Origin of the sequence: Polaromonas sp. (assembly GCF_012927455.1) — a bacterium.
Lineage (GTDB): Bacteria > Pseudomonadota > Gammaproteobacteria > Burkholderiales > Burkholderiaceae_C > Polaromonas.
Genome location: NZ_JABBPE010000015.1, coordinates 533,992 through 559,572, shown reverse-complemented (window position 1 = coordinate 559,572; position 25,581 = coordinate 533,992). Strand labels below are relative to the sequence as shown.

Annotated in this window: 21 protein-coding genes; 10 read left to right on the top strand and 11 right to left on the bottom strand. The window is 62.2% G+C overall.

Annotated elements, in window-relative coordinates; translation table 11 throughout:
• Window positions 1-42: 42 nt before the first annotated feature.
• The 3 genes from HHJ18_RS14710 to HHJ18_RS14700 all read left to right on the top strand — a co-directional run bounded on the left by HHJ18_RS14710 (window position 43) and on the right by HHJ18_RS14700 (window position 5,324).
• Window positions 43-3,318: an exodeoxyribonuclease V subunit beta gene (locus HHJ18_RS14710; RefSeq protein WP_296916466.1), complete on the top strand. Its 3,276-nt coding sequence runs from the start codon at window positions 43-45 to the stop codon at window positions 3,316-3,318.
• A 254-nt stretch (window positions 3,319-3,572) separates the two neighbouring features.
• Window positions 3,573-4,949 carry a TIGR03862 family flavoprotein gene (locus HHJ18_RS14705; RefSeq protein ID WP_296916464.1) on the top strand — a complete coding sequence of 459 codons (1,377 nt, stop codon included), beginning with the start codon at window positions 3,573-3,575 and terminating at the stop codon, window positions 4,947-4,949.
• A 93-nt stretch (window positions 4,950-5,042) separates the two neighbouring features.
• Window positions 5,043-5,324: a hypothetical protein gene (locus HHJ18_RS14700; protein WP_296916462.1), complete on the top strand. Its 282-nt coding sequence runs from the start codon at window positions 5,043-5,045 to the stop codon at window positions 5,322-5,324.
• A 45-nt stretch (window positions 5,325-5,369) separates the two neighbouring features.
• Here HHJ18_RS14700 and HHJ18_RS14695 read toward each other — a convergent pair whose 3' ends face one another.
• Entirely contained in the window at window positions 5,370-7,172 is a 1,803-nt protein-coding gene (locus tag HHJ18_RS14695; protein ID WP_296916460.1) for an NAD(P)/FAD-dependent oxidoreductase, read from the bottom strand.
• 256 nt (window positions 7,173-7,428) lie between these two features.
• Window positions 7,429-9,603 (bottom strand): catalase, encoded by a 2,175-nt coding sequence (locus HHJ18_RS14690; protein ID WP_296916458.1) that lies wholly within the window; start codon window positions 9,601-9,603, stop codon window positions 7,429-7,431.
• Window positions 9,604-10,095: 492 nt separating this feature from the next.
• Here HHJ18_RS14690 and HHJ18_RS14685 point away from each other — a divergent pair, with 492 nt between their 5' ends.
• The 3 genes from HHJ18_RS14685 to HHJ18_RS14675 are packed head-to-tail and all read left to right on the top strand — an operon-like array spanning window position 10,096 to window position 11,124.
• Window positions 10,096-10,512 (top strand): response regulator, encoded by a 417-nt coding sequence (locus HHJ18_RS14685; protein WP_296916640.1) that lies wholly within the window; start codon window positions 10,096-10,098, stop codon window positions 10,510-10,512.
• A 35-nt stretch (window positions 10,513-10,547) separates the two neighbouring features.
• A complete protein-coding gene (locus HHJ18_RS14680; protein WP_296916456.1) occupies window positions 10,548-10,898 on the top strand; it encodes a hypothetical protein in 351 nt (116 codons plus the stop codon).
• A gap of 46 nt (window positions 10,899-10,944) precedes the next feature.
• Window positions 10,945-11,124 (top strand): hypothetical protein, encoded by a 180-nt coding sequence (locus HHJ18_RS14675; RefSeq protein ID WP_296916454.1) that lies wholly within the window; start codon window positions 10,945-10,947, stop codon window positions 11,122-11,124.
• Between the two features lie 25 nt (window positions 11,125-11,149).
• On the opposite strand, the gene HHJ18_RS14670 is transcribed toward HHJ18_RS14675, so the two are convergent.
• Together HHJ18_RS14670 and phbB are read right to left on the bottom strand one after the other, a co-directional pair.
• On the bottom strand, window positions 11,150-12,082 hold the full coding sequence (locus HHJ18_RS14670; protein WP_296916452.1) for a hypothetical protein: 933 nt from the start codon (window positions 12,080-12,082) through the stop codon (window positions 11,150-11,152).
• Between the two features lie 148 nt (window positions 12,083-12,230).
• Window positions 12,231-12,950, bottom strand: a complete 720-nt coding sequence (gene phbB / locus HHJ18_RS14665; protein ID WP_296916450.1) for an acetoacetyl-CoA reductase — start codon at window positions 12,948-12,950, stop codon at window positions 12,231-12,233.
• A 485-nt stretch (window positions 12,951-13,435) separates the two neighbouring features.
• Between phbB and HHJ18_RS14660 the strand changes: the two genes are divergently transcribed.
• Window positions 13,436-16,111, top strand: coding sequence for a bifunctional acetate--CoA ligase family protein/GNAT family N-acetyltransferase (locus HHJ18_RS14660; protein ID WP_296916448.1), 2,676 nt, complete (start codon window positions 13,436-13,438; stop codon window positions 16,109-16,111).
• 197 nt (window positions 16,112-16,308) lie between these two features.
• On the top strand, window positions 16,309-17,433 hold the full coding sequence (locus tag HHJ18_RS14655) for a hypothetical protein (protein ID WP_296916446.1): 1,125 nt from the start codon (window positions 16,309-16,311) through the stop codon (window positions 17,431-17,433).
• Between the two features lie 258 nt (window positions 17,434-17,691).
• On the opposite strand, the gene HHJ18_RS14650 is transcribed toward HHJ18_RS14655, so the two are convergent.
• The 6 genes from HHJ18_RS14650 to mltG all read right to left on the bottom strand — a co-directional run bounded on the left by HHJ18_RS14650 (window position 17,692) and on the right by mltG (window position 22,561).
• Window positions 17,692-18,381: an ankyrin repeat domain-containing protein gene (locus HHJ18_RS14650; protein WP_296916444.1), complete on the bottom strand. Its 690-nt coding sequence runs from the start codon at window positions 18,379-18,381 to the stop codon at window positions 17,692-17,694.
• The gene (locus HHJ18_RS14645) at window positions 18,378-19,178 is read right to left on the bottom strand and encodes a TatD family hydrolase (RefSeq protein WP_296916440.1); all 801 of its coding nucleotides are present in this window, start codon (window positions 19,176-19,178) and stop codon (window positions 18,378-18,380) included. Before HHJ18_RS14645 ends, HHJ18_RS14650 begins: the two co-directional genes overlap by 4 nt.
• Before the next feature lie 133 nt (window positions 19,179-19,311).
• Complete coding sequence (locus HHJ18_RS14640; RefSeq protein WP_296916438.1) at window positions 19,312-19,713, bottom strand: PilZ domain-containing protein; 402 nt, start codon at window positions 19,711-19,713, stop codon at window positions 19,312-19,314.
• Between the two features lie 78 nt (window positions 19,714-19,791).
• The gene (locus HHJ18_RS14635; RefSeq protein ID WP_296916436.1) at window positions 19,792-20,901 is read right to left on the bottom strand and encodes a DNA polymerase III subunit delta'; all 1,110 of its coding nucleotides are present in this window, start codon (window positions 20,899-20,901) and stop codon (window positions 19,792-19,794) included.
• Window positions 20,898-21,575, bottom strand: a complete 678-nt coding sequence (gene tmk / locus HHJ18_RS14630; protein ID WP_296916434.1) for a dTMP kinase — start codon at window positions 21,573-21,575, stop codon at window positions 20,898-20,900. The genes HHJ18_RS14635 and tmk overlap by 4 nt, the downstream gene beginning before the upstream one ends.
• A 5-nt stretch (window positions 21,576-21,580) precedes the next feature.
• A complete protein-coding gene (mltG, locus tag HHJ18_RS14625; protein WP_296916432.1) occupies window positions 21,581-22,561 on the bottom strand; it encodes an endolytic transglycosylase MltG in 981 nt (326 codons plus the stop codon).
• Window positions 22,562-22,681: 120 nt separating this feature from the next.
• On the opposite strand from mltG, the gene HHJ18_RS14620 reads away from it, so the two are divergent.
• Entirely contained in the window at window positions 22,682-23,662 is a 981-nt protein-coding gene (locus HHJ18_RS14620; protein WP_296916430.1) for a folate-binding protein, read from the top strand.
• 53 nt (window positions 23,663-23,715) lie between these two features.
• Window positions 23,716-24,615 (top strand): NRDE family protein, encoded by a 900-nt coding sequence (locus HHJ18_RS14615; protein WP_296916428.1) that lies wholly within the window; start codon window positions 23,716-23,718, stop codon window positions 24,613-24,615.
• 74 nt (window positions 24,616-24,689) lie between these two features.
• On the opposite strand, the gene HHJ18_RS14610 is transcribed toward HHJ18_RS14615, so the two are convergent.
• On the bottom strand, window positions 24,690-25,559 hold the full coding sequence (locus HHJ18_RS14610; RefSeq protein ID WP_296916426.1) for a YbgC/FadM family acyl-CoA thioesterase: 870 nt from the start codon (window positions 25,557-25,559) through the stop codon (window positions 24,690-24,692).
• Window positions 25,560-25,581 lie beyond the last annotated feature (22 nt).

Genomic DNA, 25,581 nt, shown 5'->3' with positions numbered 1-25,581 from the left:
TGAATTTGTTGGCTTATTCACCCTTTCCCGCGAAGATTTTCTATGACTGCAGCCTACGAATGCAACGGCGAGCCGGTTTCCGCCGACGCGTTTTACGCGATTGCCTGCGACCCGCGCCGCAGTGTGGCGGTCGAAGCCTGCGCCGGCGCTGGCAAAACCTGGATGCTGGTGTCGCGCATCGTGCGCGCCTTGCTCGATGGCGCAGGGGGCGCTGCTGACAGCCAGGTCCGCCCGCACGAAATCCTGGCCATCACCTTCACGAAAAAGGCCGCCGGTGAAATGCGCGAACGGCTCGACGAATGGCTCAAGACCTTTGCCCATGCCGACGATGCCACGCTGCAGCGCGAGCTGGTGCTGCGCGGGCTTAACAGCCAAATAGGCCCGCAAGCCAATCAGGACGTGCGTAAGCAGCTATCAAATTTATACCGCTCCATGCTGGCCAGCGGGCGTTCGGTGCAGATTCGCACCTTTCACAGCTGGTTTGCGGCTTTGCTGCGCAGCGCGCCGGTGGCGGTGCTGCAGCGGCTCGGCCTGCCGGTCAATTACGAACTGCTGGAAGACGACGCGCCGGCGCGGGCGCTGGTGTGGCGGCGCTTTTATGCGGCGCTGCTGGCCGATGCTTCCTTGAAGGCCGACTTTGAAGCCGTGGTGCAGGCGCATGGCCGCTTTCAGACCGACAAGGCGCTGCAGGCCGCGCTGGACAAGCGAACCGAGTTCATGCTGGCCGACGAAAAAGGCGTGGTTGATGCCTCGGTGCTGCCTTTTGACCGGCAGTTTCCCGAGTTTGCCGGCCTGGCCGCGCCGCACGAATTTCTGTTTGCCATCGCCGCGCACCAGCAGACGCTGTGGGACGCCGCCAAGGCACTGGGCAGCGCCAGCGCGCCGACTTTTTCGGCCAAGGGCGTGGAGCTGGAGCAGGCCTTGACGGCGCAAGACATGGCGGCGGTTTTCATCGCGCTATTGACTGAAAAAGGCACACCGCGCAAGTTTGGTGAAAAGATCGTCGGTATCGAATGCGTGCGGCAGGCGCAGGAGCTGGTCTTGTTAGTGGCAGCGGCCTGCCAGCAGCACGAGGCGTGGGCGCACCAGCAGCGCATGGCGCGTCTGAGCCGCACCGTGATCGCCCAGTTCACCCAGCTCAAGCGCGAGCGCGGCTGGGTTGACATGAACGATGTCGAGCGCGCCGCGCTGGTCATGCTGAGCGATTCTGTCCTGTCGGGTTGGGTGCAGGAGCGGCTTGACGCGCGCATCAAGCATTTGATGATTGACGAGTTTCAGGACACCAACCCGCTGCAGTGGCAGGCGCTGTCATCGTGGCTGACCGGCTATTCGGGCGCCGGTTCGGCGCCCAGCGTGTTTTTGGTGGGCGACCCCAAACAAAGCATTTACCGCTTTCGGCGTGCCGAGCCGCAGGTGTTTCGCGCCGCGCAGGCCTTTGTGGTGCAGGGCCTGGGTGGCGACCTGCTCAGTTGCGACCACACCCGGCGCAACGCGCTGGCGGTGATTGACACGGTCAACGCCGCCCTGGGCGCGGCGCGTGACAGTGACGGCTACGACGGTTTTCGTGAGCACAGCACGGCCTCCACATTGGCCGGAAAAACCGCTCGTTTGCCACCGATAGCGCGGGTCAACGCTGCTGACGCTTCGCCGCTGGCTGCCGGCTGGCGCGACAGCTTGAGCACGCCGCGCGAACTACCGGAAGAAACGCTGCGCTCGCTCGAAGCACGCCAGGCTGCCGCGTGGATAGCAGAGCAGTTGACGGTTGGACTGAAACCGTCCCAGGTCATGGTGCTGTCGCGCAAACGCGCCGGTTTGCTGCCGCTGCAGGACGAGTTGCGGGCGCTGCACATTCCGGCGCAGATCGGCGAGAAAACCGAGCTGATTGATTGCTGCGAGGTACTCGATGTGGTGGCGCTGCTCGATGTGCTGGTGTCGCCGCAGCATGACCTGTCGCTGGCCAGAGCGCTGCGCTCGCCGCTGTTTGGCCTGCGCGATGCCAGCCTGGTGCAGCTCGCCCTGCTGCAACGTGAATCACACTTGCCGTGGTTTGAGTTGCTACAAAAAACAGAGCTGCTTACGCCCGATCTGCTTGGGCTAGCGGCTGTTTTGATGCGCTGGAAGGGCTGGCTGGACAGTTTGCCGCCGCACGACGCGCTGCAGAGCATTTATAGCGACGGCGATGTGCTGGCGCGCTTTGTCGCCGCCGCGCCTGCTGTTCAACGCCAAGCCGTGCTGGCGAATCTGCGCGCGCTGCTCGGCGTGGCGCTGGCGCTCGATGGTGGGCGCTACGCCACGCCCTATGGCTTTGTGCGCGCGCTCAAGGCCGGCGGTACGCTGGCGCCGGCCACGCTGAGCAACGGCGCCGTTCGGCTGCTGACCATCCACGGCGCCAAAGGGCTGGAAGCCGAGTCCGTGCTGCTGCTCGACACCGACACGGTAGAGCGCAACGCCGACAGCATGAGCGTGCTGATCGACTGGCCCGGCGAGGCCAGCGAACCGCGCAAATTTGTCTTTCTGGTCAGCGAAAGCCGCCCACCCGCCTGCGCCCGGGAGGCGCTGGCAGCCGAGCAGGCCGCGCGCAAACGCGAAGAGCTCAATGCGCTGTATGTGGCCCTGACGCGCGCCCGTCATACTTTGGTGTTGTCGTCGATCGAGCCGTACCGCCCAACTGCCGACAGCTGGTGGCAGCGCCTGCATGGCCTGCTGGGCGAGTTGCCTTCACCCCTGGAATTGCTGGCGTCGCCGGAAGATGCCCCCACGTGGGCCGGTGCCGCGCCTCGCGACGCCAGCGTTTTCCATCTGCCGGAACTGCCCGCCTTGCCTGAAATGATGGCGCCTCAGGCATCAGCCCCCGCGCCTGAAGACGAAGACTCCGCCAGCGCCCGCATCGGCAAGGCCATGCACCGCCTGCTGGAGTGGGGCGGCGCCGTGGCTCCCCCGCAGATTGCGGCCGTGGCGCGCGAGTTTCGCCTCAGTCCGGCGCAAGCCGTCGAGGCGGCCGCGCTGGCGCAGCGCATTCAGGTGGGGCAGGGCGCCTGGGCCTGGCACGCCGACGCGCTGGCGTGGCAGGGCAATGAGGTGGACTTGGTCTACCAAAGCCTGCCGCTGCGGCTGGACCGGCTGGTGCAGCGCAAGGACGCCGGCTTTGAGGGCCAGTGGTGGGTGCTCGACTACAAGTCCGCCAGCGCGCCGCAGCGCCAGCCCGCGCTGCTTGTGCAACTGCAAACCTACCGGGCAGCGGTGCAGCAGATTTACCCGGGGGCAACGGTGAAAGCCGCCTTTCTGACGGGGCAGGGAACGGTGGTGGAGCTTTCCTGAGTGGAGTGACGCAGCAGCGCCGCCGACAAGCCGGGTAGCTGGCGTCACCCTGCAATAATTGCGCTACACCGGCAGAGCGCCGCAAGCGTTTCCCGGCTGCAGATCTTGAACCAATTTTCTAGCAATTTAGCCTTGTAACCCATGACTGACGGGCGCTAGATGCTACTAAAAAGAGAGCAGAACTAGCCCGTCCGACGGCCCGGTCAGTGCCCCTACATACATCCATTTATTGCCCTGTGCAGACGGATATTTCCTTGAACACTTCACTCTCCCCCACAAAACCAAACCAGCCGCTGCGCGTAGCCGTCATCGGTGGCGGCCCCGCCGGCCTGATGGCCGCCGAGGTGCTGGCCGGCGCCGGCGCGGCCCTTGCAGTCACGGTTTACGACACCATGCCCTCGGTCGGTCGCAAGTTTTTGCTGGCCGGCAAAGGTGGGCTCAACCTTACCCATTCCGAGGCGGCGCCGGCTTTCATGAGCCGTTACGGCGAGCGCAGTGCTCAACTACAGCCGCTGATCGCCGCCTTCGGTCCCGCCGAGCTGCGCGCCTGGGCTGAGGCGCTGGGCGTGGAAACCTTTGTCGGCAGCTCTGGTCGCGTCTTTCCCAAAGACATGAAAGCCGCGCCGCTGCTGCGCGCCTGGTTGCAGCGCCTGCGCAGCGCGGGGGTGCAGTTTTCCATGCGCCATCGCTGGCTTGGCTGGGCCGATGACGGCGCGCTGAAATTTTCCTGCCCGACGGGCGAAGTCGAGGTGGCGTTTGATGCCGTGGTGCTGGCGCTGGGCGGCGCCAGCTGGTCGCGTCTGGGTTCTGACGGCGCCTGGGTGCAGCTGTTGGCAGCGCGCGGCGTGGCGCTGGCGCCGCTGCAGCCGTCCAACTGCGGCTTTGACGTGGCGGCGCGGCCCGGCAGCGAGGTGCACGAAAGCGCCCAGCCTGGCGAAACCCGGCGTGAGTTTTTCAAGGAACTGTTAGGCCAGGCCCCGACAACGCCCACCGGCTGGACTGCGCATTTTTCCAGCCGTTTTGCCGGCCAGCCTTTCAAGTCGGTCGCTATTAGTTTTACCGATTCACGCGGCCGCAGCTTCAGCCGCAAAGGCGAGTTCGTCGCCACCGCCACCGGGGTTGAGGGCAGCCTGGTCTACGCCGTCTCCAGTCTGCTGCGCGACGAGATTGCAGCGCACGGCAGCGCCACCTTTTTACTCGACCTGCTGCCCGACAAATCGCCCGAACAGGTGCTGGTCGAAGTGCGGCACCCGCGCGGTTCACGCTCGCTTTCCAGCCACCTGAAAAGCCGCTTGAATCTGGACGGCATCAAGGCTGCCATGCTCTACGAAGTGCTTGGCAAAGACGCGATTGCCGACCCGGTGCAGCTGGCCGCAGCCATCAAGGCGCTGCCGGTGCGGGTGCTGGCCGCCAGGCCGATTGACGAAGCCATCAGCAGCGCCGGCGGTGTGCTGTTTGAGGCGGTGGGCGCGCAGCTTCAGCTGCAAAAGCCGGCAGCGCTCAGTCAGCCGGTGTTTTGCGCCGGCGAGATGCTGGACTGGGAAGCGCCCACCGGCGGCTACCTGCTCAACGCCTGCCTTGCCAGCGGACGCGCCGCCGGGCACGGTGTTCTTGGTCATTTCGGCCTCTAGCCCAATAAATACGGGCGCAAGCAGCTATTAATTTGATAGCGATTCACCCTTCCACCATTTTCCGCGTCAGCATCTACGACAAAGAGGTTTGCCATGATCGTGCGTTTCCACATTGATCCGATTGAACAAGACCAGTACGAATACCGCGTCAGCTACGAAGGCGAAGAGCTGTTCGGCGACGCCGGACTGGACAGCATTGAAGAATGCATTGTGGCTGCCACCGAAGGCCTGGGGCAGGACGCGGTGGCCGCCGAGATCGCCTTCAAGAGCGTGGTCAGCGGGACTTATGCGCTGGCATCGCTGGCGCTGATGTCGGCGCAGATTGCCGACCACGCGCTGCAAACGACGACCGCCATTGAAGAGGTGATGAAGTAATTGACAGGCTGGGCGGAAAAACACACCGCCTTGGCCGCCAAGACTTTAGCGCGTGTGATGCACCTCGGCCTGCGCATAAACCGGCGTTGCAATATTTTCAAGGCGCGCCTTGATCTGTAGCGACAGAAACTGCGAATAGTGGCGGCTCTGATGCAAATTGCCGCCATGTATCCACAAATGCGCTACCCGGGTGGGCTTCCACATATTGCGCAGCTCGCCTTCCCACGGCCCAGGATCTTTCGGGGTGTCTGAGCCCAGGCCCCAGACCTTGCCGACGCGGTCGGCCACCTCGGGCGAGATCAAATCAGCCAGCCAGTTATTCATCGAACCATAGCCTGTGGCGTAAACGATCAGGTCGGCCGGCAGCTCGGTGCCGTCACTCAACACCACTGAATGCGGCTCGATGCGCTCGATGTCCACGCCACTCTTTAGTTTGATGCTGCCATTGGCCACCAGTTCGCTGGCACCCACGTCGATGTAATAGCCCGATCCGCGGCGCAGGTACTTCATGAACAGGCCAGAGCCGTCGGCGCCAAAGTCCAGCATGAAGCCGGCTTTTTCCAGTCGGCCATAAAGATCTGCCTCGCGCCGCTTCATTTCTTCGTAGACCGGAATATGGAAGGTGTGCATGATCTGGTAGGGCACCGAGGCGAAGATCAGGTCGGCCTTGTGGTGGTTGATGCCGTTTTTGACCGCCTGCTCGCTGTACAGGCCACCCAGTGCCAGCTCCATCAGTGCTGCCGAAGGCGCGATGTGCGTAGACGAACGCTGGATCATCGTCACATCGGCGCCGTTCTCCCACAGCGCAGCGCAGATGTCGTGCGCCGAGTTGTTGGAGCCCAGCACCACGCACTTCTTGCCCCGGTATTGTTCTGGGCCACTGTGCTGGCTCGAATGGTGCTGGTCACCCAGAAAGCCGTCGGCGCCGGGTATTTTTGGCACATAGGCATAGCCCGACACACCGAGGGCAATCACCAGTTCTTTGGGGCGCAGCACCACTTCTTTGCCGCCCTGCTCAAGCAGCACTTCCCAAGTCTGGCTGGGTTCGTCCCAGCGACACTTTTTCGCGGTGGTCGAGCCCCAGTAGTTGAGCTCCATGACCTTGGTGTACGCCTCCAGCCAGTCGGCAATCTTGTCTTTGGGAGAAAACACCGGCCAGTCGTCAGGGAAGGGCAAATAAGGCAGGTGGTCGTACCACACCGGGTCGTGCAGGCACAAGCTTTTGTAGCGATTGCGCCAGCTGTCGCCAGGGCGTTTATTTTTTTCGACAATGACGGTCGGCACGCCCAGCCGCTTCAGGCGCGCGCCCAGCGCGATGCCTCCCTGGCCACCGCCAATGATCACTACCTGCGGTTGCTGCGTGGTCCCGAGCGCGGCTTCTTCTTCGGCACGCAACTCGGCCCAACTTTTGCGGCCCGCCTGAGCGCCGTGCTCGGCGCCCTTAATGCGGTGCTCGCCTTTTTTTTCCTCAAAGCCCTTGAGTTCCACCATGGTGGTCAGCAAGGTCCAGCACAGGCCATCTTTCAGGCGCAAGTGCCCGCGCCCGCGCGCCACCCCTGTCTCAAAGGTAAACCAGGCATCCACAACGCTGGCGGCCTCGCTCACTTCGCCGTCGATGGCCCAGTTGGACGGCTGCACCTGGTCCAGTGTCGCCTCCAGCATGGCGCGGATCTGCGCCTGGCTTTCCATAGTCTTGATGTTCCAGGTCCATGTCACCAGATCGCGCCAGTAGCACTCGGGTGCAAACAGCGCAAGCGCGGCATTGATGTCGCGCCGGCCCAGCGCCGCTTCAAAGTTGGCAAGCCACTGCGAAGCCTGTTGTGTCGGTGTGCTCAGAGGTTCGGTCATGCTGTTTCTCCCTTGATGTTGGCGCCAATGGCGCTTAGCAAAGGTAAAAAAAGCAAGGCCTGTGCCGTCCTTGTGAAGCCTGAAAAAAATAGCAGCCACTCACATAAAAGCGGTCGCTACTGCTGGTTTTTCGCCTGCGTAATGTCCGACTGCAATGCAATACCTAACCGACGCTTATGCCGCTGCGAGCACAGTTGTCTCGCCTGGCGCGGGACAGGTGTACCTGCTGCGGCGCGACAAGTTGCGCGCTTTGGACTCAAGCCGGGACGGCGTCGATGTTGAGCCGGTCCCAGTGGCGGTGCAGGGCGATGGCGGCTATGAAGTCCTGCGATACCTGTCCATCAGCAACCTTGCGGGCATCGGCCATGATGACGCCGGCCGTCGGCACTGCGATCACGTCCGGGTTTTTGTCCAGGTTAAAGCCCAGGGTGCTGAGCAGCTGCACACCGTCGTTCAGCGCGCAGATGGTTTTGCAGTGTTTGTAAGCTTCCAGCACAAAGTGGACGGCTTCGCCCATGGCGCTCAAAGCGGCTGCACTCTGGCTGCCGCCCGGGATCAGCACGGCATCAAACATGACCGACGCCGTATTGGTAAAGGTAAAGTCGACCGCCAGTTGCCTGCCACTGGCGGTGCTGACGCTGCCCAGGTGCGGTGCGACGAGTTTGCATATGGCGCCGGCGTCGGCCAAGTCCTGCTGCAGGCGCCTGAGACTGGCCGCCTCCACGCCGTCGGCCACCAACATGGCGATTTTGCGAGTCTTCACGCTGGCCCCGGCCCGACCCAGCATGCTTAGCGCCGGGTCTTCGTTTACCTTGTTGCTGATGCGGTGATCGCGAAAGCCGAGGCGCCCGGCGGCTGCTTTGGGGTCAGGGGACTTGATGCCCAGCGGAGCGGCAACCCGCGTTGCCAGTTTCAGATCCACATGGGCAAGGTTGTCCACCATGCGCTGCCGAATCTCGGGCACGTCGACTTTGGACAGCTCGAACCGGAAGGCCGCCACGATATGGTCTTTTTCGGCAACGCTCTGGCTGTTCCAGAACAGCGTGGCCTGGGAAAAGTGATCGTCAAACGACGGGCTGCGGCGGCGAATTTTGGGTGAGTCCAACTGCTCCGGGTAGGACTGAAAGCCTTGCGTCCCGCCGTCGACCCGAAACTCGGTACCCTGCAAGCCATTGCCCAAGGTATTGGGCTCGTAGGCCACTCGCCCCTTGTTGATGGTCTGGCGGTGCAGGCCGTCGCGCTGAAAATTGTGCATGGGGCAGACGCCGCGGTTGATCGGTATTTCGTGAAAATTGGCGCCGCCCAGGCGCGACAGCTGGGTGTCGGTATAAGAGAATAGCCGCCCCTGCAGCAGCGGATCGTTGGAAAAATCAATGCCCGGCACCAGATGGCCGGGGTGAAATGCCACCTGTTCGGTTTCGGCAAAGAAGTTGTCGGGGTTGCGGTTAAGCACCATCGTGCCAATGATCTGCACCGGCACCTGTGCTTCGGGAATTAGCTTGGTCGGGTCCAGAATGTCAAAGCCCAGCTCGTCTTCCTTGCCCTCGTCGACGATCTGAACGCCCAGGTTCCATTCTGGGAAATCGCCGTTTTCGATGGCTTCCCACAAGTCGCGCCGGTGAAAGTCGGAATCCTTGCCGGCGATTTTTTGCGCCTCGTCCCACGCCAGCCCGTGCACACCCAATTTCGGTTTCCAGTGGAACTTGACGAAATGGGAATCGCCCCGCGCGTTGACAAAACGAAAAGCGTGAATCCCGAATCCCTCCATCATGCGCAGGCTGCGGGGCACGGCGCGGTCAGACATCGCCCACATCAGCATGTGGGTGGACTCCGGCATCAGCGAGGCAAAATCCCAAAATGTGTCGTGCGCGCTGGCCGCTTGCGGCATTTCATGGTGCGGCTCGGGCTTGACGGCATGAATCAGGTCCGGAAATTTGATGGCGTCCTGGATGAAGAACACCGGAATGTTGTTGCCCACCAGGTCGTAGTTGCCCTCCTGGGTGTAGAACTTGACGGCAAAGCCGCGCACGTCACGCACCGTGTCCGCCGAACCCTTGGAGCCGGCTACGGTAGAAAACCGCACGAACACCGGCGTCTCAAGGTCCGGGTCCTGCAAAAAAGCCGCGCTGGTGTATTGCACCATGGGCTTGTGCACCTTGAAAATACCGTGCGCGCCAGAACCCCGGGCATGCACGACGCGCTCGGGGATGCGCTCGTGGTCAAAGTGGGTAATTTTTTCGCGCAGGATGAAGTCTTCCAGCAGGGTGGGGCCGCGCACGCCCGCCTTCAGGGAGTTGTGGTTGTCCGGAAGCTGCAGCCCCTGGTTGGTGGTCAACATATTGGCGCTTCCGGCCGTAAAAGACTCAAGCTGGCTCTGCTTGGTGTCGGGGAGGGGTTGGGTGAGGCCGGCTTTGCGCTTGTTCGGTGGCATTGAAATTCCTTGGTTGCCTTTTGCAGATAAAAAAAAGAAGGTCCGCTCTCGCCAGGTTCGGTAGTCAAGGGGAGTTCGCCGAATTCACGCAAGCAAATCGCGGGGCGTCTCGCGCAAGAAACGCCGTCATCGCCGCAGGTTCTTAAAACGCTTCTACGCGGGGCGGCGAAATCGCCAATCGTTCAACCTTACTGGCTTACCGTTCAAATCCGGTAGCCCGATGCCGGATTTGGCTGTAAGGGCCGTCTGCACATCGCGTAAGACAATGCTGACCGCATGGAAAGCGGCAAGACATTTTTGCGTCGTCTGACGCCAGAAAAGCCACACTGCCTGGCGCCACTAAAAATCATGAGCACCCTACTACGCTGCGTCTGGCAGGGCTTTATCCTACATATGCACGCTGTTACTTCCCGCACCCCCGCTGCGCGCGATAAATTAAATTTTGAAAATGAATTACCTACGCGGACTGCATACAAGCATTGGGATAACGTCATGAAGATGAGAACCTTTGTAGTGGAAGACAATGCAACCATCCGCGAAAACCTGATCTGCACGCTGGAAGAGCTTGCTCCAGTGCAAACCGTAGGGATGGCTGATTGCGAAGAGGAGGGCGCTGCCTGGCTTAACGGGCATGACGGCCAATGGGACTTGGCCATCGTCGATCTGTTTTTAAAAAAGGGCAGCGGTCTACGGATTCTGGAAGCCTGCCGCAGGCGCGGCGCCCTGCAAAAGATGGTGGTTTTCACCAACTACGCGACGCGCGAAATGCGGGTGCGCTGTGCCCAACTGGGCGTAGACGCGGTTTTCGACAAATCAACAGAGATAGAAAACTTGCTGGCTTACTGCGTCGCTCAAAGTCAAATCATGGACTCTGCGGGCAATCAGGAAATCGGGCGTCAGCAGGCTTGACCTGCCGGGCAGTTCAAACTTCAAGGAGTGTTGCTATGCCGTCTTCTTCTTTTCACTCGTCTTATTCACCCACTGCTACGGCCGATGCGCAAGGCTTCCGGCAACTGAATGACGAGGTTCTGCAATCGGCAGAAGACGCGGTACTCGTTGAGGCAGCTGCGCCAGGCGGCGACATTTTTCCGACGACGACCGCTAGCCCGGATAGTCATGCACCAGTGCCTTACCCGGCCCCATCCTCTTACAAAAAAAATGTCGGCCAGTACGTCGCCACCAACCCGTGCCAATCAGCCTTGATGGCTGCCGCAATGGGCGCGCTGGCAGCCATGCTGTTGCGCTCCAGATTGCGCAAGCAAGCCATTTCGCGCGGATGGACACGACCAAGCTAGCGCTATAACGCTGTGTCGATCGCACTACTCTTCAAGGACAATTCAGATGTACGCCAATGGCTCCGTTCCGCAACCCACTCCAGGCACCTATATCCCCATAGAAATTCCGACGCCGGTCGTGCCGCCCGAACCAGGCTCACCGCCAGAAATAGACGACCCGACACCGACCGAACCCACCGCGCCTGTGCGCGAGCCCGGAACCATTTCTCCGCCGCAGTCGGTCTAGCCAGTCCAGCCATGTGCGCGGACAGTCATACTGGGGCTACAGCCGGGGCCTGCTGACGCCGGTATTCGTCTTTCTTCATGGTGAGGTAGGCGTCGCGATTAACCTCGTGCAGCTGTTCGGAATATTCCTCGGTGGCATCGAACCAGTATCCCAGCCGTGCGTCCAGCTGTTGTACAGGAGGACGGCCAAGCGACGCCAGATAGGCCTCTATTGCCAGGTAGTAGCGCATGGTGTTGCGCTCGACGGCGCCGCGCACGCCACCCACATAAGCGGGTGGCTGAGTCGTCCCGATGGCGGTAAAACCTACTTTGCCTCGGCCCAGCGTCGCAAGATAGCCCTGCATAGCCAGGCGACTGGTCACGCTGTAGCTGTAGGAATAGCGCAAATGCATGAAGGTCTTGCCTTCTTGCAAAGGCACTGCGCTCAGTTCCATGCGGTAGTTGCTGGTGCCCAGCGGCCCCTTTTCGGCATTAAGCTGCGCTGCCATGTAGTCCGGTGAAGCTGCGGCCTGCCGGAAGGCAAATTCGAGTGAAAAGGCGTCGATGAGCGGTTGCGCCGTTTTTTTGCCGATGTTCACTTTCAGCGTGTTGGGGTTGGCGCCAGCACTGGCCCGGCAATACTTGGTGTTGATATGCAGAATCAGTACTTCACACCATCGATTCGGGCTTTTGAAGGTGGCGCTGACGGTGCCGAATGGCGAATCCAGCACGGCATAGGCGTCGCCGCTGACCGTGCTGGCGCTTTCCGAGGACTCCAGAACCAGCGGCCGGCGATACGGGTTTTTTGCCAACTGCCCAGCCAGCGCCGCGTGCTTGAGCAGCAGCGCGGTTGCGTTTGAATCCTTGGCGGTGGTGGCAGGCGTCTGGGCCAGTGCAATGCCAGAACTGGCGATGACGGCTGCCAAAGTTACGACAGCAGTCAGGCAGTGTTTCAAAATGGCACTCGGGATTTTTTGCATCCCACCAGTTTGCCCACGCGCAGGAGGCGTTTTGACAATCCGCTCTGCCGTCCTACAAGTAATCGTCTTGCCGGGGAGGGGCCACTCAGATTGATTCCCGTCTGTTGCCGCACGTATCGCGCACGCCGGGAAAATGCCCATGTGCTGCCTAGGCCAGATACTTGCCGCCGTTGATCGACAAAGTGATGCCGGTGATGAAACCGGCTTCGTCGGAGGCAAGAAAAACGACGCAGCGGGCAATCTCCGCGGGCCTGGCCAGGCGACCGGACGGCACGGCCTTCAGTATCTGATCGAGCACCTCCGGCCGCACCGCGCTGACCATGGCGGTGTCTGTGTAGCCCGGCGCGATGGCATTGGCTGTGATGTTGCGGGAGGCACCTTCGAGTGCCAGCGCTTTGGTGAAACCAATCAGCCCGGCCTTGGATGCGGCGTAGTTGGTCTGCCCCGCCTGACCGGACAAGCCATTAACCGAACTCATATTGATCACACGGCCAAAGCGGCGTTCCCGCATGCCCTCTATCACCACCCGGCACATGTTGAAGCAGCCGCCCAGGTTAACGTCCAGCACCTCTTTCCACTGCCCGGCCGTCATCTTGTGCAGCACGGCGTCGCGCGTGATGCCTGCGTTATTGACCAGCACGTCGATCGGGCCAAGCGCCGCCTGCACGCGTGCGACACCTGCTTCGCACGCCGCCAGGTCGGCCACATTCCACTGAAAAGCCAGAATTCCTGTGCGCGCAGTGAACGCCTCGGCAACTTGCTGGTTGCCCCCGTAGTTGGCGGCAACGCGGTAGCCGGCCGCCTGCAGCGCTTCCGCAGTGGCCGCGCCTATGCCGGCGGTACCCCCGGTAACCAGTGCGGCGCGCATGGTCAACGCTCCGCGAAGAAGTTAGTTGCTGCCGCAGCAGCACCGGGGGTGCGTTGCACGGCCAAGAACTGAGGGTGGGTCATGGTCTCGGTTTTCATGAGAGTGCCTTTTCTGATGAGTCCTGCGAACGCTTTCAGGATAAGGAAGACACAAGTGCAGGATGTTGATTTATGTCAACCCGCTGCCCCGCCAACTTACCGACCTGCAGACCGGGGAGGGGAGAGCTCAGTGCGCCGTTGGCCGGGAAAAAAGCTGTTGGCCACAGGTAACCTGCGCCTTGCTTGTCGATGCGCAGCAACTAGCGCTGAATCGCCAGCAGTCCGGCGGGCTGAAAGGCGATGGTCAGATAACATGGTTTTATCCTCCGGGGCCGGCTGTGTTTGATATGACGCAACCGGTGCGGCCGGTGGACCCGGTAAGCTGATTGCGGACGTTTCCAAGCCGCTTGCAGGCGCATGGATGTAACAACCTTTACAAGGATTGACATGAGCGTACGCAACCTCGAAGCCCTGTTTGCCCCCGCCTCAGTGGCCGTCATTGGCGTTTCCGACCGCCCGGGCAGTCTGGGCGCCATCGTGCTGCGCAATCTGCAGCTGGCAGGGTTCAAAGGCCCGCTGTGGCCGGTCAACAAGCACCACCGGAAGGTGGCGGGCCAGCAGGCCTGGCTGGATGTCGCGTCGCTGCCCGGCGTGCCGGATCTGGCGGTGATCTGCACGCCGGCGGCTTCGGTCCCCGAAGTGGTCACTGCGCTGGGCCGCAAAGGATGCAAGGCCGCCATCGTGTTGTCTGCGGGCCTGAAGCAAGCGGTGCGCGAGGACGGTATGACGCTAGAGCAGGCTATGCTCGCGGCCGCCCGGCCGCATCTGCTGCGTATTCTCGGGCCGAACTGCATCGGTCTACTGGTCCCCGGTGCCGCCCTTAACGCCAGCTTTGCGCCGGGTAGCGCCTTGCCTGGCAAGCTGGCTTTCGTGACGCAATCGGGCGCGCTGGCCACGGCCATGCTGGACTGGGCCAATAGCGAAGGCATCGGGTTTTCGCATTTCATTTCGCTGGGCGACAGCTCTGACGTGGATTTCGGCGACGTGCTGGACTACCTGGGCAGCGATCCCGGCACCCGGGCCATCCTGATGTACATGGAGTCGGTGAAGGCCGCCCGCAAATTCATGTCGGCCGCGCGCGCAGCGGCACGCAACAAACCCGTCATTTTGGTCAAGGCCGGGCGGGCTCCCGAAGGCGCCAAGGCCGCCGCTTCTCATACCGGCGCCCTGGCCGGATCTGACGTCGTCTTCGACGCCGCCGTGCGGCGCGCTGGCATGCTGCGCGTCGACACCCTGGAAGCGCTGTTTGACGCCGCCGAAACACTGGCCCATGTGCGGCCACGAAGCGGTGAGCGGCTGGCGGTGCTCACCAACGGCGGCGGCGCCGGCGTGCTGGCGGCCGACGCGCTGGCCCTGGGCGGCGGCAAGCTGGCCGAGCTTGGCGCGGACACGCTGAAAGCGCTAGACCAATGTCTGCCGGCCACCTGGTCGCGCGGCAATCCGGTGGACATCATTGGCGACGCGCCAGTGGCCCGCTACCAGGATGCGCTGCGGCTGCTGCTGGCGGCGCCTGAAGTCGATGGCGTGCTGTTCATGCATGCGCCCACAGCCATCGTTGCGGCTGGCGAGATTGCGGCGGCCTGCCTGCCGCTGATTCATGACTCGGCCAAGACGGTGCTGACCTGCTGGCTGGGCGGGGCGGTTGTGGCTGCTGCGCGCCAGGCCAGCGCCGCAGCGGGCATCGCCAGTTACCGCACGCCCGAACGCGCGGCTGCGGCCTGGCTGCAGCTGGTCAGCTATGCGCGCAATCAGGACGCCTTGCAACAGCTGGCTGGCGCCACACTGGAAGATTTCACGCCAGATCGGCAGGGTGCCCAGGCGCTGCTTGAAGAGGCGCGCCTGGCGGGTCGCGAATGGCTCGATGACGCGCAGGCTCAGGCGCTGCTGCGTGCCTACGGCATCGCCACGGTGGTCACGGTGCGGGTGCGCGACGAAGCAGAAGCGCTGCGCGCGGCCGGGCAAATCGGCTATCCGGTGGCCCTGAAGATCGTCTCGCCCCAAGTCATCCACAAGTCAGATGTGGGCGGTGTGGCGCTCGGCTTGGCGTCAGCCGAGGCGCTCCAGCTTGCTGCCGGGAAGATGCGTCAGCAGTTGGCGCGCCTGCAGCCGCAGGCGGAGGTGCAGGGTTTTACCGTGCAGGCCATGGTGCAGCGTCCCGGCGCCCAAGAGCTGATCGTTGGCATCGCCACCGACGCCGTCTTTGGCCCGGTGCTGCTGCTCGGCGAAGGCGGTATTACCGTCGAACTGCACAAGAACCATGCGGTGGCGCTGCCGCCGCTCAATGCCTCTTTGGCGCACGACCTGATCGACAGGAGCCGGCTCGCGCCCCTGCTGGCCGGCTACCGCGGCCGTCCGCCGGCGGACGAAAAGGCACTGCTGGCCACGCTGCTGAAGGTGTCACAAATGGCCTGTGAACTGCCCTGGCTGGCCGAGCTTGACATCAACCCGCTGCTGGTTGACGCGCAGGGCGTGCTGGCGCTAGATGCCCGGGTCAGGCTGCGGCCGGTGGCGCAAGAAGAGGCTGGCCGGCTCGCCATTCGCCCCTATCCGGCGGCGTTGGAGGAGCGCGTTCAGCTGGCTGGCCACGAGCTGTTGCTGCGCCCGATCCGTCCGGAAGATGGCCAGCGCCTGATGGCCTTTTATGCCAAGGCGGCGCCGGCCGACATGCGGCTGCGTTTTTTCATGTCGCGCCGCGAAGTGCCGCACTCCGAGCTGGCGCGTTACAGCCAGATTGACTATGAGCGCGAGATGACCTTCATTGCGCTGGCGCCGCAGGCGTCTGGCGAGCAGATCATGGCGGCCGAGGTACGTGCCGTATGCGACCCCGACAACTTGCGGGCGGAATTTGCCATTCAGGTGGCGTCTGGCTGGCAGGGCAAGGGTTTGGGCCGGCTTCTGCTGGACAAGCTGACGCGCTACCTGCGCGAGCGCGGCACCGCCGAAGTCGTGGGGCAATGCCTGCGCGAAAACACCGGCATGGCGTCGCTGGCACGCGCTGCCGGCTTCGAGGTATCGGTCGGGCCCGGGCAGGACACCATGGCGATGAAGCTGCAGTTGCGTTGACCTTCGGTTTGAGGGTTGTATTGGCCTCTAGCCCAATGAATACGGGCGTAACTAGCTATCTATATAATAGCAAATTTAGCTTTTCACAGTTCGTGGACAGGGATGAAATCTCTGTGCTTGGCCCTTGACACGCCACCTCAATTTCCAAAAACATTCATCATTTTGGAAATTTCCATAGGTTCGGTAAAATTTGGAAAATGAGCAAGTTCACCGACCCCTGGCATTTTCCTCGACCCGAGCTGGCGCAGGCCTATCTGCAAGGTTTCGACCTCGGCCTGACCTCTGCTCGGGGACTGTTTGCGCGTCGTCGCATGGGGAAGAGCGAATTCCTCAAGCACGACCTGGTGCCTGCGGCCATTAGCAGCGGCTACCTCGCCGCCTATACCAACCTGTGGGACGACACCGATCACCCTGGGCAGGCGCTGGCCACGGCTATCTTGCAGGCTACGCAAGCCAAGGGCCTGGACAAATTCTGGGAAGATATCAGCCGGCCAATCAGCAAACTCAAGGGCGGCGGCAAGCTGCCCCTGGGGATAGAAGCAGCGCTTGAAGTGAGCCTGGCCGAGAAGGAAAAACTGGCGGTACCGGCGATCCAGGCCGCGCTCCAGGCAAGCGACAAATCCAGCAGAAAGTTGCTGCTGCTCATCGACGAGGCGCAAGTGCTGGCAGCTCCCGAACACAGCGGCGTCGCGCACTCCCTGCGGGCCGGGCTGGACATTCGCAAGGCTGGCATCAAGGTGCTGTTTGCCGGCTCGTCGGAAGCAGCACTGCGTCAGATGTTTTCCAGGTCTGCCGCACCGTTTTACAACTGGGCGCCGCTGGAGCCATTCCCGCTGCTTGGCAGCAAATTCGTCGCGGCCATGGTCAGCCAGGTAGCCACGGCCGCCAAGCAGCCGCTGGGCCTTGACGAAGCCCAGCAGGCGTTTACCGCCCTGAAGGAAACGCCCGAATTCTTCCGCTGGTACATCGAACGCTATCTGATGTACCAGCAGCAGGGCGCGGCCGAGGCGCTGCGCTACACCCAGGCGCGGGTCAACGACGACACGGGCTACGCCAGGATCTGGAAGGAACTGTACCGCCCGGACCGCGCGGTGTTGCTGCTTGCGGCGCGCGGTGTACAAGACCTTTTTGGCGCTGCCACCTTGAAGCAGCTCAAGGAATTGCTCAATGATGAAGACGTCGCGGCCACCGTGCCGCGCGGTTCATTGCGGCGTCTGACAGGTCCGAAACTGCAGCTGATGGCCAGGGTTGACCACGGCGCCTACCGCTTTGAAGACACCGAGTTCCAGGCCTGGGTGGCGGCGCGCCGCACCGTCGATTAGTCCCTGAGCGGCAGTTGACCCGCGTAATAACGTGGCGTCTGGACGTGGTGTCGGCTTGAACGGGCCCGCGCAGCACCCCCAAGAAAAAAGGCCGGCAGTCAGTCGTGGGGTGGAGGACTGGCGTGAGCCGGTTGCCAGGACATGAGGCCATCCCAGGAATCTTTCATTTAACATAATATACATCGTGGAATATCAAAAGTTGATCAGACAACCCCAGAAATCCACGCTCCGCTGTCAAATCTCCACACCTTCAGAAAATCACCATTGCCCGGCGGGCTGCTTGCTGCGTATGTAGGCACCGATGGCTTCGGCCGCATCTGGCCGTTTGCCGCGCTGGGCAAAGTCCAGCGCGCTCAGGCCTTGCTGGTTCTTGAGTTGGGGATCGGCGCCTTCATCGAGCAGCAACTTGACGGCCGCTGTTGTGCCGTACATCGCCGCCATCATCAACGGCGTCGTGCCATTGGGAGATTCGGCGTCGATGTAGGCGCTGTTTTCCAGCAACTGGCTGATGATGGCCAGTTGGCCACTGCTGGCGGCGTAATGCAAAGGCGTCCAGCCGGTCTTGTTGACGTCGGCGCCCTTTTTGATCAGCTTGTCGGCCACGTCCTGCTGGCCTTTGAGGATGGCCAGCATGAGCGGGCTTTCACCTTTGGCGTTGAGGATATTCACGTCGGTTTTGGGCCAGTCGATCAGCACCTGCGCCGCCTTGAGCGAGGGTTCGCGCATAGCCAGATACAGGCCGTGCTGACCTTGCGGGTCCAGGGTATTGGGGTCAAAACCGCGCGCCAAAAGCGCCTTGATGGTGCCCGGATCGTCGCGTTTGATGGCCGTGAAAAAATCTTCAAACGAACCTGCATTCGCCGGATTTGCCAGATTTACCAAACTAAATCCAGCAAAAACAAAGAGATATAGAACTTTCTTAATGTGCTTTATGACGTGCTGTTTCATGCGGTGACTCCGGTAAACAGCCGCTCAAAATTACGACTGGTCGCCTCGGCAATTGTTTGCAGCGACATTTGCTTGAGCTCGGCAATTTGCTGCGCCACCAACGGCACATAAGACGGATTGTTGGTTTTTCCGCGGTGCGGCATAGGCGCCAGGTAGGGGCTGTCGGTCTCTATCAGCATGCGGTCCAGCGGCACGAAGCGGGCCACTTCGCGGATGTCGCCTGCGGTTTTGAAGGTCAGAATGCCCGAAAACGAGATGTAAAAACCCAGGTCGAGTGCGGCCCGCGCCACCGCCGCGGTTTCCGTGAAGCAGTGAAATACGCCGCCGGCCGGCCCTGCTCCTGTTGCTGCGCCCTCACCCTCTTCCTTCAAAATCGCCAGGGTGTCGCTGGAGGCGCTGCGGGTGTGGATGACGAGCGGTTTGCCGCTCTGGCGGGCCGCGCGGATATGCACGCGAAAGCGTTCGCGCTGCCATTCCATGTCGGCCAGCGTTCGGTCGCCCAGACGGTAATAGTCCAGCCCGGTCTCACCAATGCCCACCACCTTGGGCAGGCTGGCGCGCTGCAGCAGGTCGGCCACGCTGGGTTCGCGCACGTCCGCGTTATCGGGGTGCACGCCCACGGTGGACCAGAAATTGTCGTAGCCGGTGGCAAGCTGATGAACGGTTTCAAATTCTTCGAGCGTGGTGCAAATGCACAAGGCCCGGTCAACCTGGGCGTTTTTCATGGCCTGGCGAATCTGCGGCATCTGCGCCTGCAGATCCGGAAAGCTCAAATGGCAATGGGAATCGGTGAACATGCGGTGAAACCGTGTTTAGGGGGTAAATCGGGCTGTAGCCCAATAGATACGGGCGCTAGAAGCTATTAAACAAATAGCATAAATGACCCGTGCAGCGCCTGATCCTGCAGCTGGAACGTTCAATCTAGCCAGTCTAGATGGTCTGGGTTGGGCGATCTGACGCCAGATGGGCGCCCAAAATCTCTTCAATCTTGATCTTGAGCAGACGAGATTTCTCGTCGGCAGGAAAACGCACACCGACACCCTGGGTTCGGTTGCCGGCGGCCCGGGGCGGGGTCACCCACGCTACTTTTCCGGCCACCGGGTAGCGCTGGGTGTCCTCGGGCAGCATCAGCAGGACGTAAACATCGTCGCCCAGCTTGTACTCGCGCGAGGTCGGAATGAACAAGCCACCTTCCTGAAACAGCGGAATGTAGGCGGCGTAGAGTGCGGCCTTTTCCTTGATGACCAGCTGGACCACGCTGGGCCGGGCGGCGGTGGTGTGGGTACTGGGGGCGGTACCAGCGGGTAAACTGAAAGAAGGCTTTGAACTCATGGCGCTAGTTTATCGGGTTGACCGGAAGAAAGTTTATTCGGCAGCCCCCGCAGCGGCTATTCGGCAGCTATTCATGATCTATTTGGCGTTCAGCGCCGCGCGCGCGCGGCTGACCAGCGATTCCAGCATCAGGCCCGGGTTGTACGGATGCTCGACGGTCCGGGCAAGCGTGCTCAGCTCCCTGGACCAGTTGGCCAAGGCATAAAGACCGGGCCGTGATTCGAACGCGTTTGCAGGCCTGCTAGCCAAAGGCACAGGCAGGTCACCGGCACTGAAAAACCGTGGCAAGGCCCCTACCCTGAGCGCCAGCACATCGTGACAAAGCTTTTGCAGGGCATCGACGGCTTCAGCGGGCGCCCAGCCCGTCAGCGCGCTGACATCGCCTCGCGCCATGGCTTTGGGCAGGTCCTGCCAGTGCTGGGCGGCATCGGCCGGTAGACTGCCTTGCGCCCAAGCCAGCGCATCGGCAGGGCGCCCACCGGCTGCCACCAGCAGGGTCTGCAGATCGGCGGCATCCGGAAGTTTGGCGGATTTTTTGGAACTGCTCGCGCCTTCCGCTGCTTCGCCGGGGCGGCTGATTTCCTGGCCAAGCCAGGCCAGCGCCTGCGCAAAATCGGGCCACAGCATGGTGTGGCCCAAGCAGCGGCTGCGTATCGTTGGCAGCAGCTGGTGCGCGGCCTCGCTGGCTAAAATGAATTTGACGGCGCCTGGCGGTTCTTCCAGCGTTTTGAGCAGGGTATTGGCGGTGATGTTGTTCATGCGCTCGGCCGGAAACACCAGCACGACCTTGGTGTTGCCGCGTGAACGCGTGAACTGGGTAAACGACACGGCTTCGCGCGCCGCGTCCACCTTGATTTCCTTGCTGGGCTTGCGTTTCTTGCTGTCCAGGTCGTCCTGCGTTTTTTCGTCCAGCGGCCAGCCCAGGCTCAGGGACAAAGTTTCAGGCATCAGCATGCACAGGTCGGCGTGGGTGTGCACGTCGACCGCATGGCAGCTGGCGCAACGGCCGCAGGCGCCCTGCGGCGTAGGCTGGTCGCACAGCCAGGCGCGGGACAGCGCCAGCGCCAGCTCAAACTGGCCCAGACCCGATGGCCCGCTGAGCAGCCAGGCGTGACCGCGCTGGGCCAGCAGGCTTTCGAGCTGGGTTTGCAGCCAAGGCGCGAGGCGCTGCTTGTTCGCATCACTCATGACAACCAGCCTTTGGCTACAAACACCTGACGCACCGCCTGCCAGACCACTTCGCGGCTCGGCGAAGCGTCAATGCGGGCAAAGCGCTCGGGGTGGCCGCGCTGGCGCTCGGCATAGGCGGCGGCCACGCGGCTGAAAAATTCCACGGGTTGCGCTTCAAACTTGTCAGGCACACGCGCCCCGGCCAGCCGCAGCGCGGCTTCCTCGGGCGGCAGGTCAAACCAGAGCGTCAGGTGCGGCTCGATGACGGTTTCCACCTCGGGCTTCATCGGCGAGTTGCCGGCCGGGTCGCCCAGCAAGCCTTCGTCAGACTGCACCCATTGCTCCAGCGCGGCCAGCACTTTCAAATCAAAGCCTCGGCCACCGCCCTGGTAGGCAAAGGTGGCGTCAGTGAAGCGGTCGCACAGCACCACGTCGCCGCGCAGCAGTGCCGGCGCAATCACGCGCAGCAGGTGGTCACGCCTGGCCGCAAAAATCAGCAAGGCCTCGGTCAGCGCGTCCATGGGGTCGCCCAGCACCATGACGCGCAGCTTTTCTGCCAGCGGCGTGCCGCCGGGTTCGCGCGTCAAAGTCACCGCCCTGCCCTGCGTTTTGAAGGCGTCGGCCAGACCCTCGATATGAGTGGATTTTCCGGCGCCGTCGATGCCTTCAAAACTGATGAAAAGTCCGTGCATGCTGGCTACTTGCCCCGTATGTATTGGTTAACTGCACGGTTGTGCTCTTCCAGGCTGGCGCTGAAATGGCTGCTGCCGCTGCCGTCATTGCGCGACACAAAATAAAGTGCGTTAGTCGGCGCCGGCTGCACGGCAGCGAGTAAGGCGGCTTTGCCGGGCATGGCAATCGGCGTGGGCGGCAGGCCGACGCGGGTGTAGGTGTTGTAAGGCGTGTCGGCCTGCAGGTCGCGCTTGCGCAGGTTGCCGTCAAACTGCAGGCCCAGTCCATAAATCACGGTGGGGTCGGTCTGCAGCGGCATGCCGATGCGCAGGCGGTTGGTGAAGACACCGCCAATCTGCAGCCGGTCTGCAGGTTTGCCGGTTTCCTTTTCGACAATACTGGCCAGAATCAGGGCCTGCTCCGGCGTTTTCAGGGGTGTATCCGGGCTGCGTTGAGCCCAGGCGACGTCGAGCCGCTTGTCCATGGCCCGGGCAGCGCGCTTGAGGACGGCCAGATCGCTGGCACCTTTGGCATAGGTGTAGGTGTCGGGAAAAAACCGGCCTTCCGGGTGGAGGCCCGGCTTGCCCAGCTTTTCCATGATGATTTCGGGGCTTAGCCCAATTGAGTCGGGCGCAAGCTGCTCTGATTTTTGTAGCGCTGTACGCAACTGCTTGAAGGTCCAGCCTTCAACCAGCGTGACGCTTTTAAGCGTTTCCTCGCCGCGCACCAGCATGCTCAGCAGCTTACGCGGTGTGGTGCCGGGCAGCAGTTCATAACTACCGGCCTTGATCAGGCGGGCTTGCCCCGACAGGCGAAACCAGGCCTGCAGCAGCAGCACCGGCACATCGGCGCCGCTGGCCACGATCACCTCGGCGACGCCGTTGGCCGAGGTGCCTGGCTCGATTTCAAGGTCTACCACCTGGCTGCCCGGCTGCAGGCGCAGCGGGATCGGTTCGTGCAGCCACCACAAGGCTGCGCCAAACAGCAGCAGCACTGCTACCAACATCGCTATCAGCAAACTTGTAAAGACACGACGCACAGGCAAACTACCTTTTCAAGACTAAACAAAAATCTACCGGGCTATGATAATTCAGGCCACCTTCACCATACTGCCAACACCCAAACCATGACCCGTACTGACACAGCCATTCCAGCCACTTCAGAAATTTCCGGTGTCGCCCCGCTGACGCATTTCGGCGTGATTCGCGTGGCCGGTGCCGAGGCCGTGAAGTTTTTGCAGGGCCAGCTGACACAGGACGTGGCTTTGCTGGGGTTGTCAGAAGCCCACCTGGCCGCTTTTTGCAATGCCAAGGGCCGCATGCAGGCCAGCTTTGTCGTCTTCAAGCGGATGGCGGGTGCGGACGAAGAAATCCTGCTGGTATGCAGCCGCGACATACTGGCTGCCACGCTAAAGCGCCTATCGATGTTTGTGCTGCGAGCCAAAGCCAGGCTCAGCGACGCCAGCGACGAGTTCGCCTTGTACGGGGTGACGGGCGGCGCTCTGGATGCTATTGAATCGATAGCTAGTGGCGCCCGTCCTGCTTGGGCTAAGGTCGATTTTGATGCTGCAAACCTGGTATTTTTGTACCCCGGGGCCGGTCAGCCGCGCGCCTTGTGGTGTGCGCCCGCCGGCGCAGAGCCACCCGCCGGCGCGCCGCTTGACCTGGGCCTGTGGCACTGGCTGAGCGTGCAGTCCGGCATCGCCATGATTACCCAGCCGATTTTTGAGGCCTTTGTGCCGCAAATGCTCAATTACGAATCGGTAGGCGGCGTGAACTTCAAGAAAGGCTGCTATCCCGGCCAGGAGATCGTGGCGCGCAGCCAGTTCCGCGGCACGCTGAAACGGCGCGCTTATCTGATGCATACGGCCGCAGCGCCCGTTGTCGGGCAGGAAGTGTTTCACGCCTCGGATACGGAGCAGCCCTGCGGCATGGTGGCGGCCGCCGCTGCCCATCCTTCGGGCGGATTTGACGCGATTGTGTCCATGCAGACCTCGGCCGCTGCCAATTCAGCGCAGGGCCAACTGACGCTGGGAAGTGTCGGAAGTGCCCCCGGCGCTGCCTTGACGCTGCTGTCCCTGCCCTACGCGCTGCTCGAAGACATCTGAGTCGCGCAAATCCCGAATCGCAAATCCAGTTACTCTGCTTCAAGGGCTTTAGGATGTGCCTCGTCGCCTTCGCTATCAACAGCTCGGCGCGCTGGCCGCTGGTGATTGCGGCCAACCGCGACGAATTCCTGAATCGCCCGACGCTGCCGCTAGGCCGCTGGCACAGCTCGACCGGGCAGGAAATCATCGCCGGCCGCGACCTGCGTAGCGGTGGCACCTGGCTGGGCATCACCCCCGGCGGGCGCGTCGCGTTTCTGACCAATGTGCGTGAGGCCGAGCCGCCGACCGCACCCCGCTCGCGCGGCGAACTGGTGACGCGCTGGCTAGAAGCCAGCGGAGACGCCAGGGACTTTGCGCTGGCGCTGGAGCAAGACGGCGCGGCCTACGGCGGCTTCAATCTGGTGCTGGGCGATTTTCAGACCAATGCCTGGACTTGGCTGACCAATCGGCTTGGCGCCGCCTCGACCTTGCACATGCAAGCGCTGGCGCCCGGCGTGTACGGCCTTTCCAATGCGGCGCTGAACACGCCATGGCCCAAAACCACGGCACTGCAGCGCGTGCTGGCGGATGCTCTTACCGCTCAAGCCCATGCGCCCACCGACGATACGCTGCAAGACTTGTTGTGGACTGCGCTGGGCAACCGCGAGCGCACGCCGCACGAGCAGCTGCCCGCCACCGGCGTGCCGCTGGCCATGGTGGCCATGGAGGAGGCCTTGTCCAGCGCTTTTGTAGACTTTCCCGAGCGCGCCTACGGGACACGCAGCAGCACCTTGCTGCTGGCCTGCGCGCGGGACGACCGGGCAGACTTGCGGCGCTGGGATATGACAGTGCAAGAGCGCACGCATCTGCATCTGCAACGGGCAGACAAAACGGGCTCCTCCCGCGTTAACGGTGCCGATACGGCCCTGGTCAGCAGCGACCTGGTCAGCTGGCGGCAAAAGGCAGCGCTTTAAAACGGCTCGATTGGAGGGTTTCAAATGTCCTGCCCGTTCCGCCAAGGGGTTGGTGTCGGTCAGTGAGAGACGGCCTAAAGCGACTTGAACATTTCAATGTGCGCAATGCCTACTTCATCAAAAGGCTGGCCGCGCGGCGCAAAGCCCAGGCGCTGGTAAAAGCCTTCGGCGCCGCGCTGTGCATGCAGCATGACCTCGGCGTCACCACGCTGTTGGGCGGCTTGCGTCAGCGCCTGCAGTAGGGCCTGACCGAAATGCGCACCACGCAGCGCACGGTGGACGGCCATGCGGCCTATCTTGCTTACATTCTTGCCAGCATCGCTGTTGTGCCGGACCAGCCGCCCGGTGGCGACGCCTTGCCCCAGGCCGTTGTAGGCCACGGCGTGCAAGGCTGTATTGTCGGCTTCGTCCCACTCCAGCTCCGGCGCAATGCCTTGCTCCTGCACAAAAACGGCGGTTCGGAGTTTCGCGGCATCACTGCCCAAGGTGCTCCACTCGCCGGTCTGGATGTCCACCATGGACTCGCCGGCTTCATAGCGGGTCAACAAGTTGCGCAGGCCATCGGGCACCGTTCTGGATGTTTGCGATGCCAGGTCGGCAAACACATAAACCAGCTCGCAGCTGACGAGCAACTCGTCACCGCGAAAAATGGCGCCTGAAAAAACCAGCGACGAATTGCCGACGCGGGCACAACGCAGCGCCACTTCAAGCCGGTCGTCAAAACGCGCAGAGCCGTGGTATTCGACGCTGGCCTTCTTGACGAAGAGATCGCCACCGAGTTGCACCATGGCCTCTTCATACGGCAGCGCCAGCGCGCGCCAGTAGTCAGCGATGGCGGTGTCGAAGTACATCAGATAGTGCGCGTTGAAGACGATCTTTTGCATGTCAACTTCGACCCAGCGCACGCGCAGGCGGTGAATAAAGCGAAAGTCTTGTCGTGTCATGGCGAGGCCGATGGTAAGGCTG

Excerpts from the sequence above, each read along its gene's own strand:
- HHJ18_RS14710 (WP_296916466.1), top strand. The coding sequence starts at position 43 with ATGACTGCAGCCTACGAATGCAACGGCGAGCCGGTTTCCGCCGACGCG.
- HHJ18_RS14700 (WP_296916462.1), top strand. The coding sequence starts at position 5,043 with ATGATCGTGCGTTTCCACATTGATCCGATTGAACAAGACCAGTACGAA.
- HHJ18_RS14695 (WP_296916460.1), bottom strand. The coding sequence starts at position 7,172 with ATGACCGAACCTCTGAGCACACCGACACAACAGGCTTCGCAGTGGCTT.
- HHJ18_RS14690 (WP_296916458.1), bottom strand. The coding sequence starts at position 9,603 with ATGCCACCGAACAAGCGCAAAGCCGGCCTCACCCAACCCCTCCCCGAC.
- HHJ18_RS14685 (WP_296916640.1), top strand. The coding sequence starts at position 10,096 with ATGAAGATGAGAACCTTTGTAGTGGAAGACAATGCAACCATCCGCGAA.
- HHJ18_RS14680 (WP_296916456.1), top strand. The coding sequence starts at position 10,548 with ATGCCGTCTTCTTCTTTTCACTCGTCTTATTCACCCACTGCTACGGCC.
- HHJ18_RS14675 (WP_296916454.1), top strand. The coding sequence starts at position 10,945 with ATGTACGCCAATGGCTCCGTTCCGCAACCCACTCCAGGCACCTATATC.
- HHJ18_RS14670 (WP_296916452.1), bottom strand. The coding sequence starts at position 12,082 with ATGCAAAAAATCCCGAGTGCCATTTTGAAACACTGCCTGACTGCTGTC.
- phbB (WP_296916450.1), bottom strand. The coding sequence starts at position 12,950 with ATGCGCGCCGCACTGGTTACCGGGGGTACCGCCGGCATAGGCGCGGCC.
- HHJ18_RS14660 (WP_296916448.1), top strand. The coding sequence starts at position 13,436 with ATGAGCGTACGCAACCTCGAAGCCCTGTTTGCCCCCGCCTCAGTGGCC.
- HHJ18_RS14655 (WP_296916446.1), top strand. The coding sequence starts at position 16,309 with ATGAGCAAGTTCACCGACCCCTGGCATTTTCCTCGACCCGAGCTGGCG.
- HHJ18_RS14650 (WP_296916444.1), bottom strand. The coding sequence starts at position 18,381 with ATGAAACAGCACGTCATAAAGCACATTAAGAAAGTTCTATATCTCTTT.
- HHJ18_RS14645 (WP_296916440.1), bottom strand. The coding sequence starts at position 19,178 with ATGTTCACCGATTCCCATTGCCATTTGAGCTTTCCGGATCTGCAGGCG.
- HHJ18_RS14640 (WP_296916438.1), bottom strand. The coding sequence starts at position 19,713 with ATGAGTTCAAAGCCTTCTTTCAGTTTACCCGCTGGTACCGCCCCCAGT.
- HHJ18_RS14635 (WP_296916436.1), bottom strand. The coding sequence starts at position 20,901 with ATGAGTGATGCGAACAAGCAGCGCCTCGCGCCTTGGCTGCAAACCCAG.
- tmk (WP_296916434.1), bottom strand. The coding sequence starts at position 21,575 with ATGCACGGACTTTTCATCAGTTTTGAAGGCATCGACGGCGCCGGAAAA.
- mltG (WP_296916432.1), bottom strand. The coding sequence starts at position 22,561 with ATGTTGGTAGCAGTGCTGCTGCTGTTTGGCGCAGCCTTGTGGTGGCTG.
- HHJ18_RS14620 (WP_296916430.1), top strand. The coding sequence starts at position 22,682 with ATGACCCGTACTGACACAGCCATTCCAGCCACTTCAGAAATTTCCGGT.
- HHJ18_RS14615 (WP_296916428.1), top strand. The coding sequence starts at position 23,716 with ATGTGCCTCGTCGCCTTCGCTATCAACAGCTCGGCGCGCTGGCCGCTG.
- HHJ18_RS14610 (WP_296916426.1), bottom strand. The coding sequence starts at position 25,559 with ATGACACGACAAGACTTTCGCTTTATTCACCGCCTGCGCGTGCGCTGG.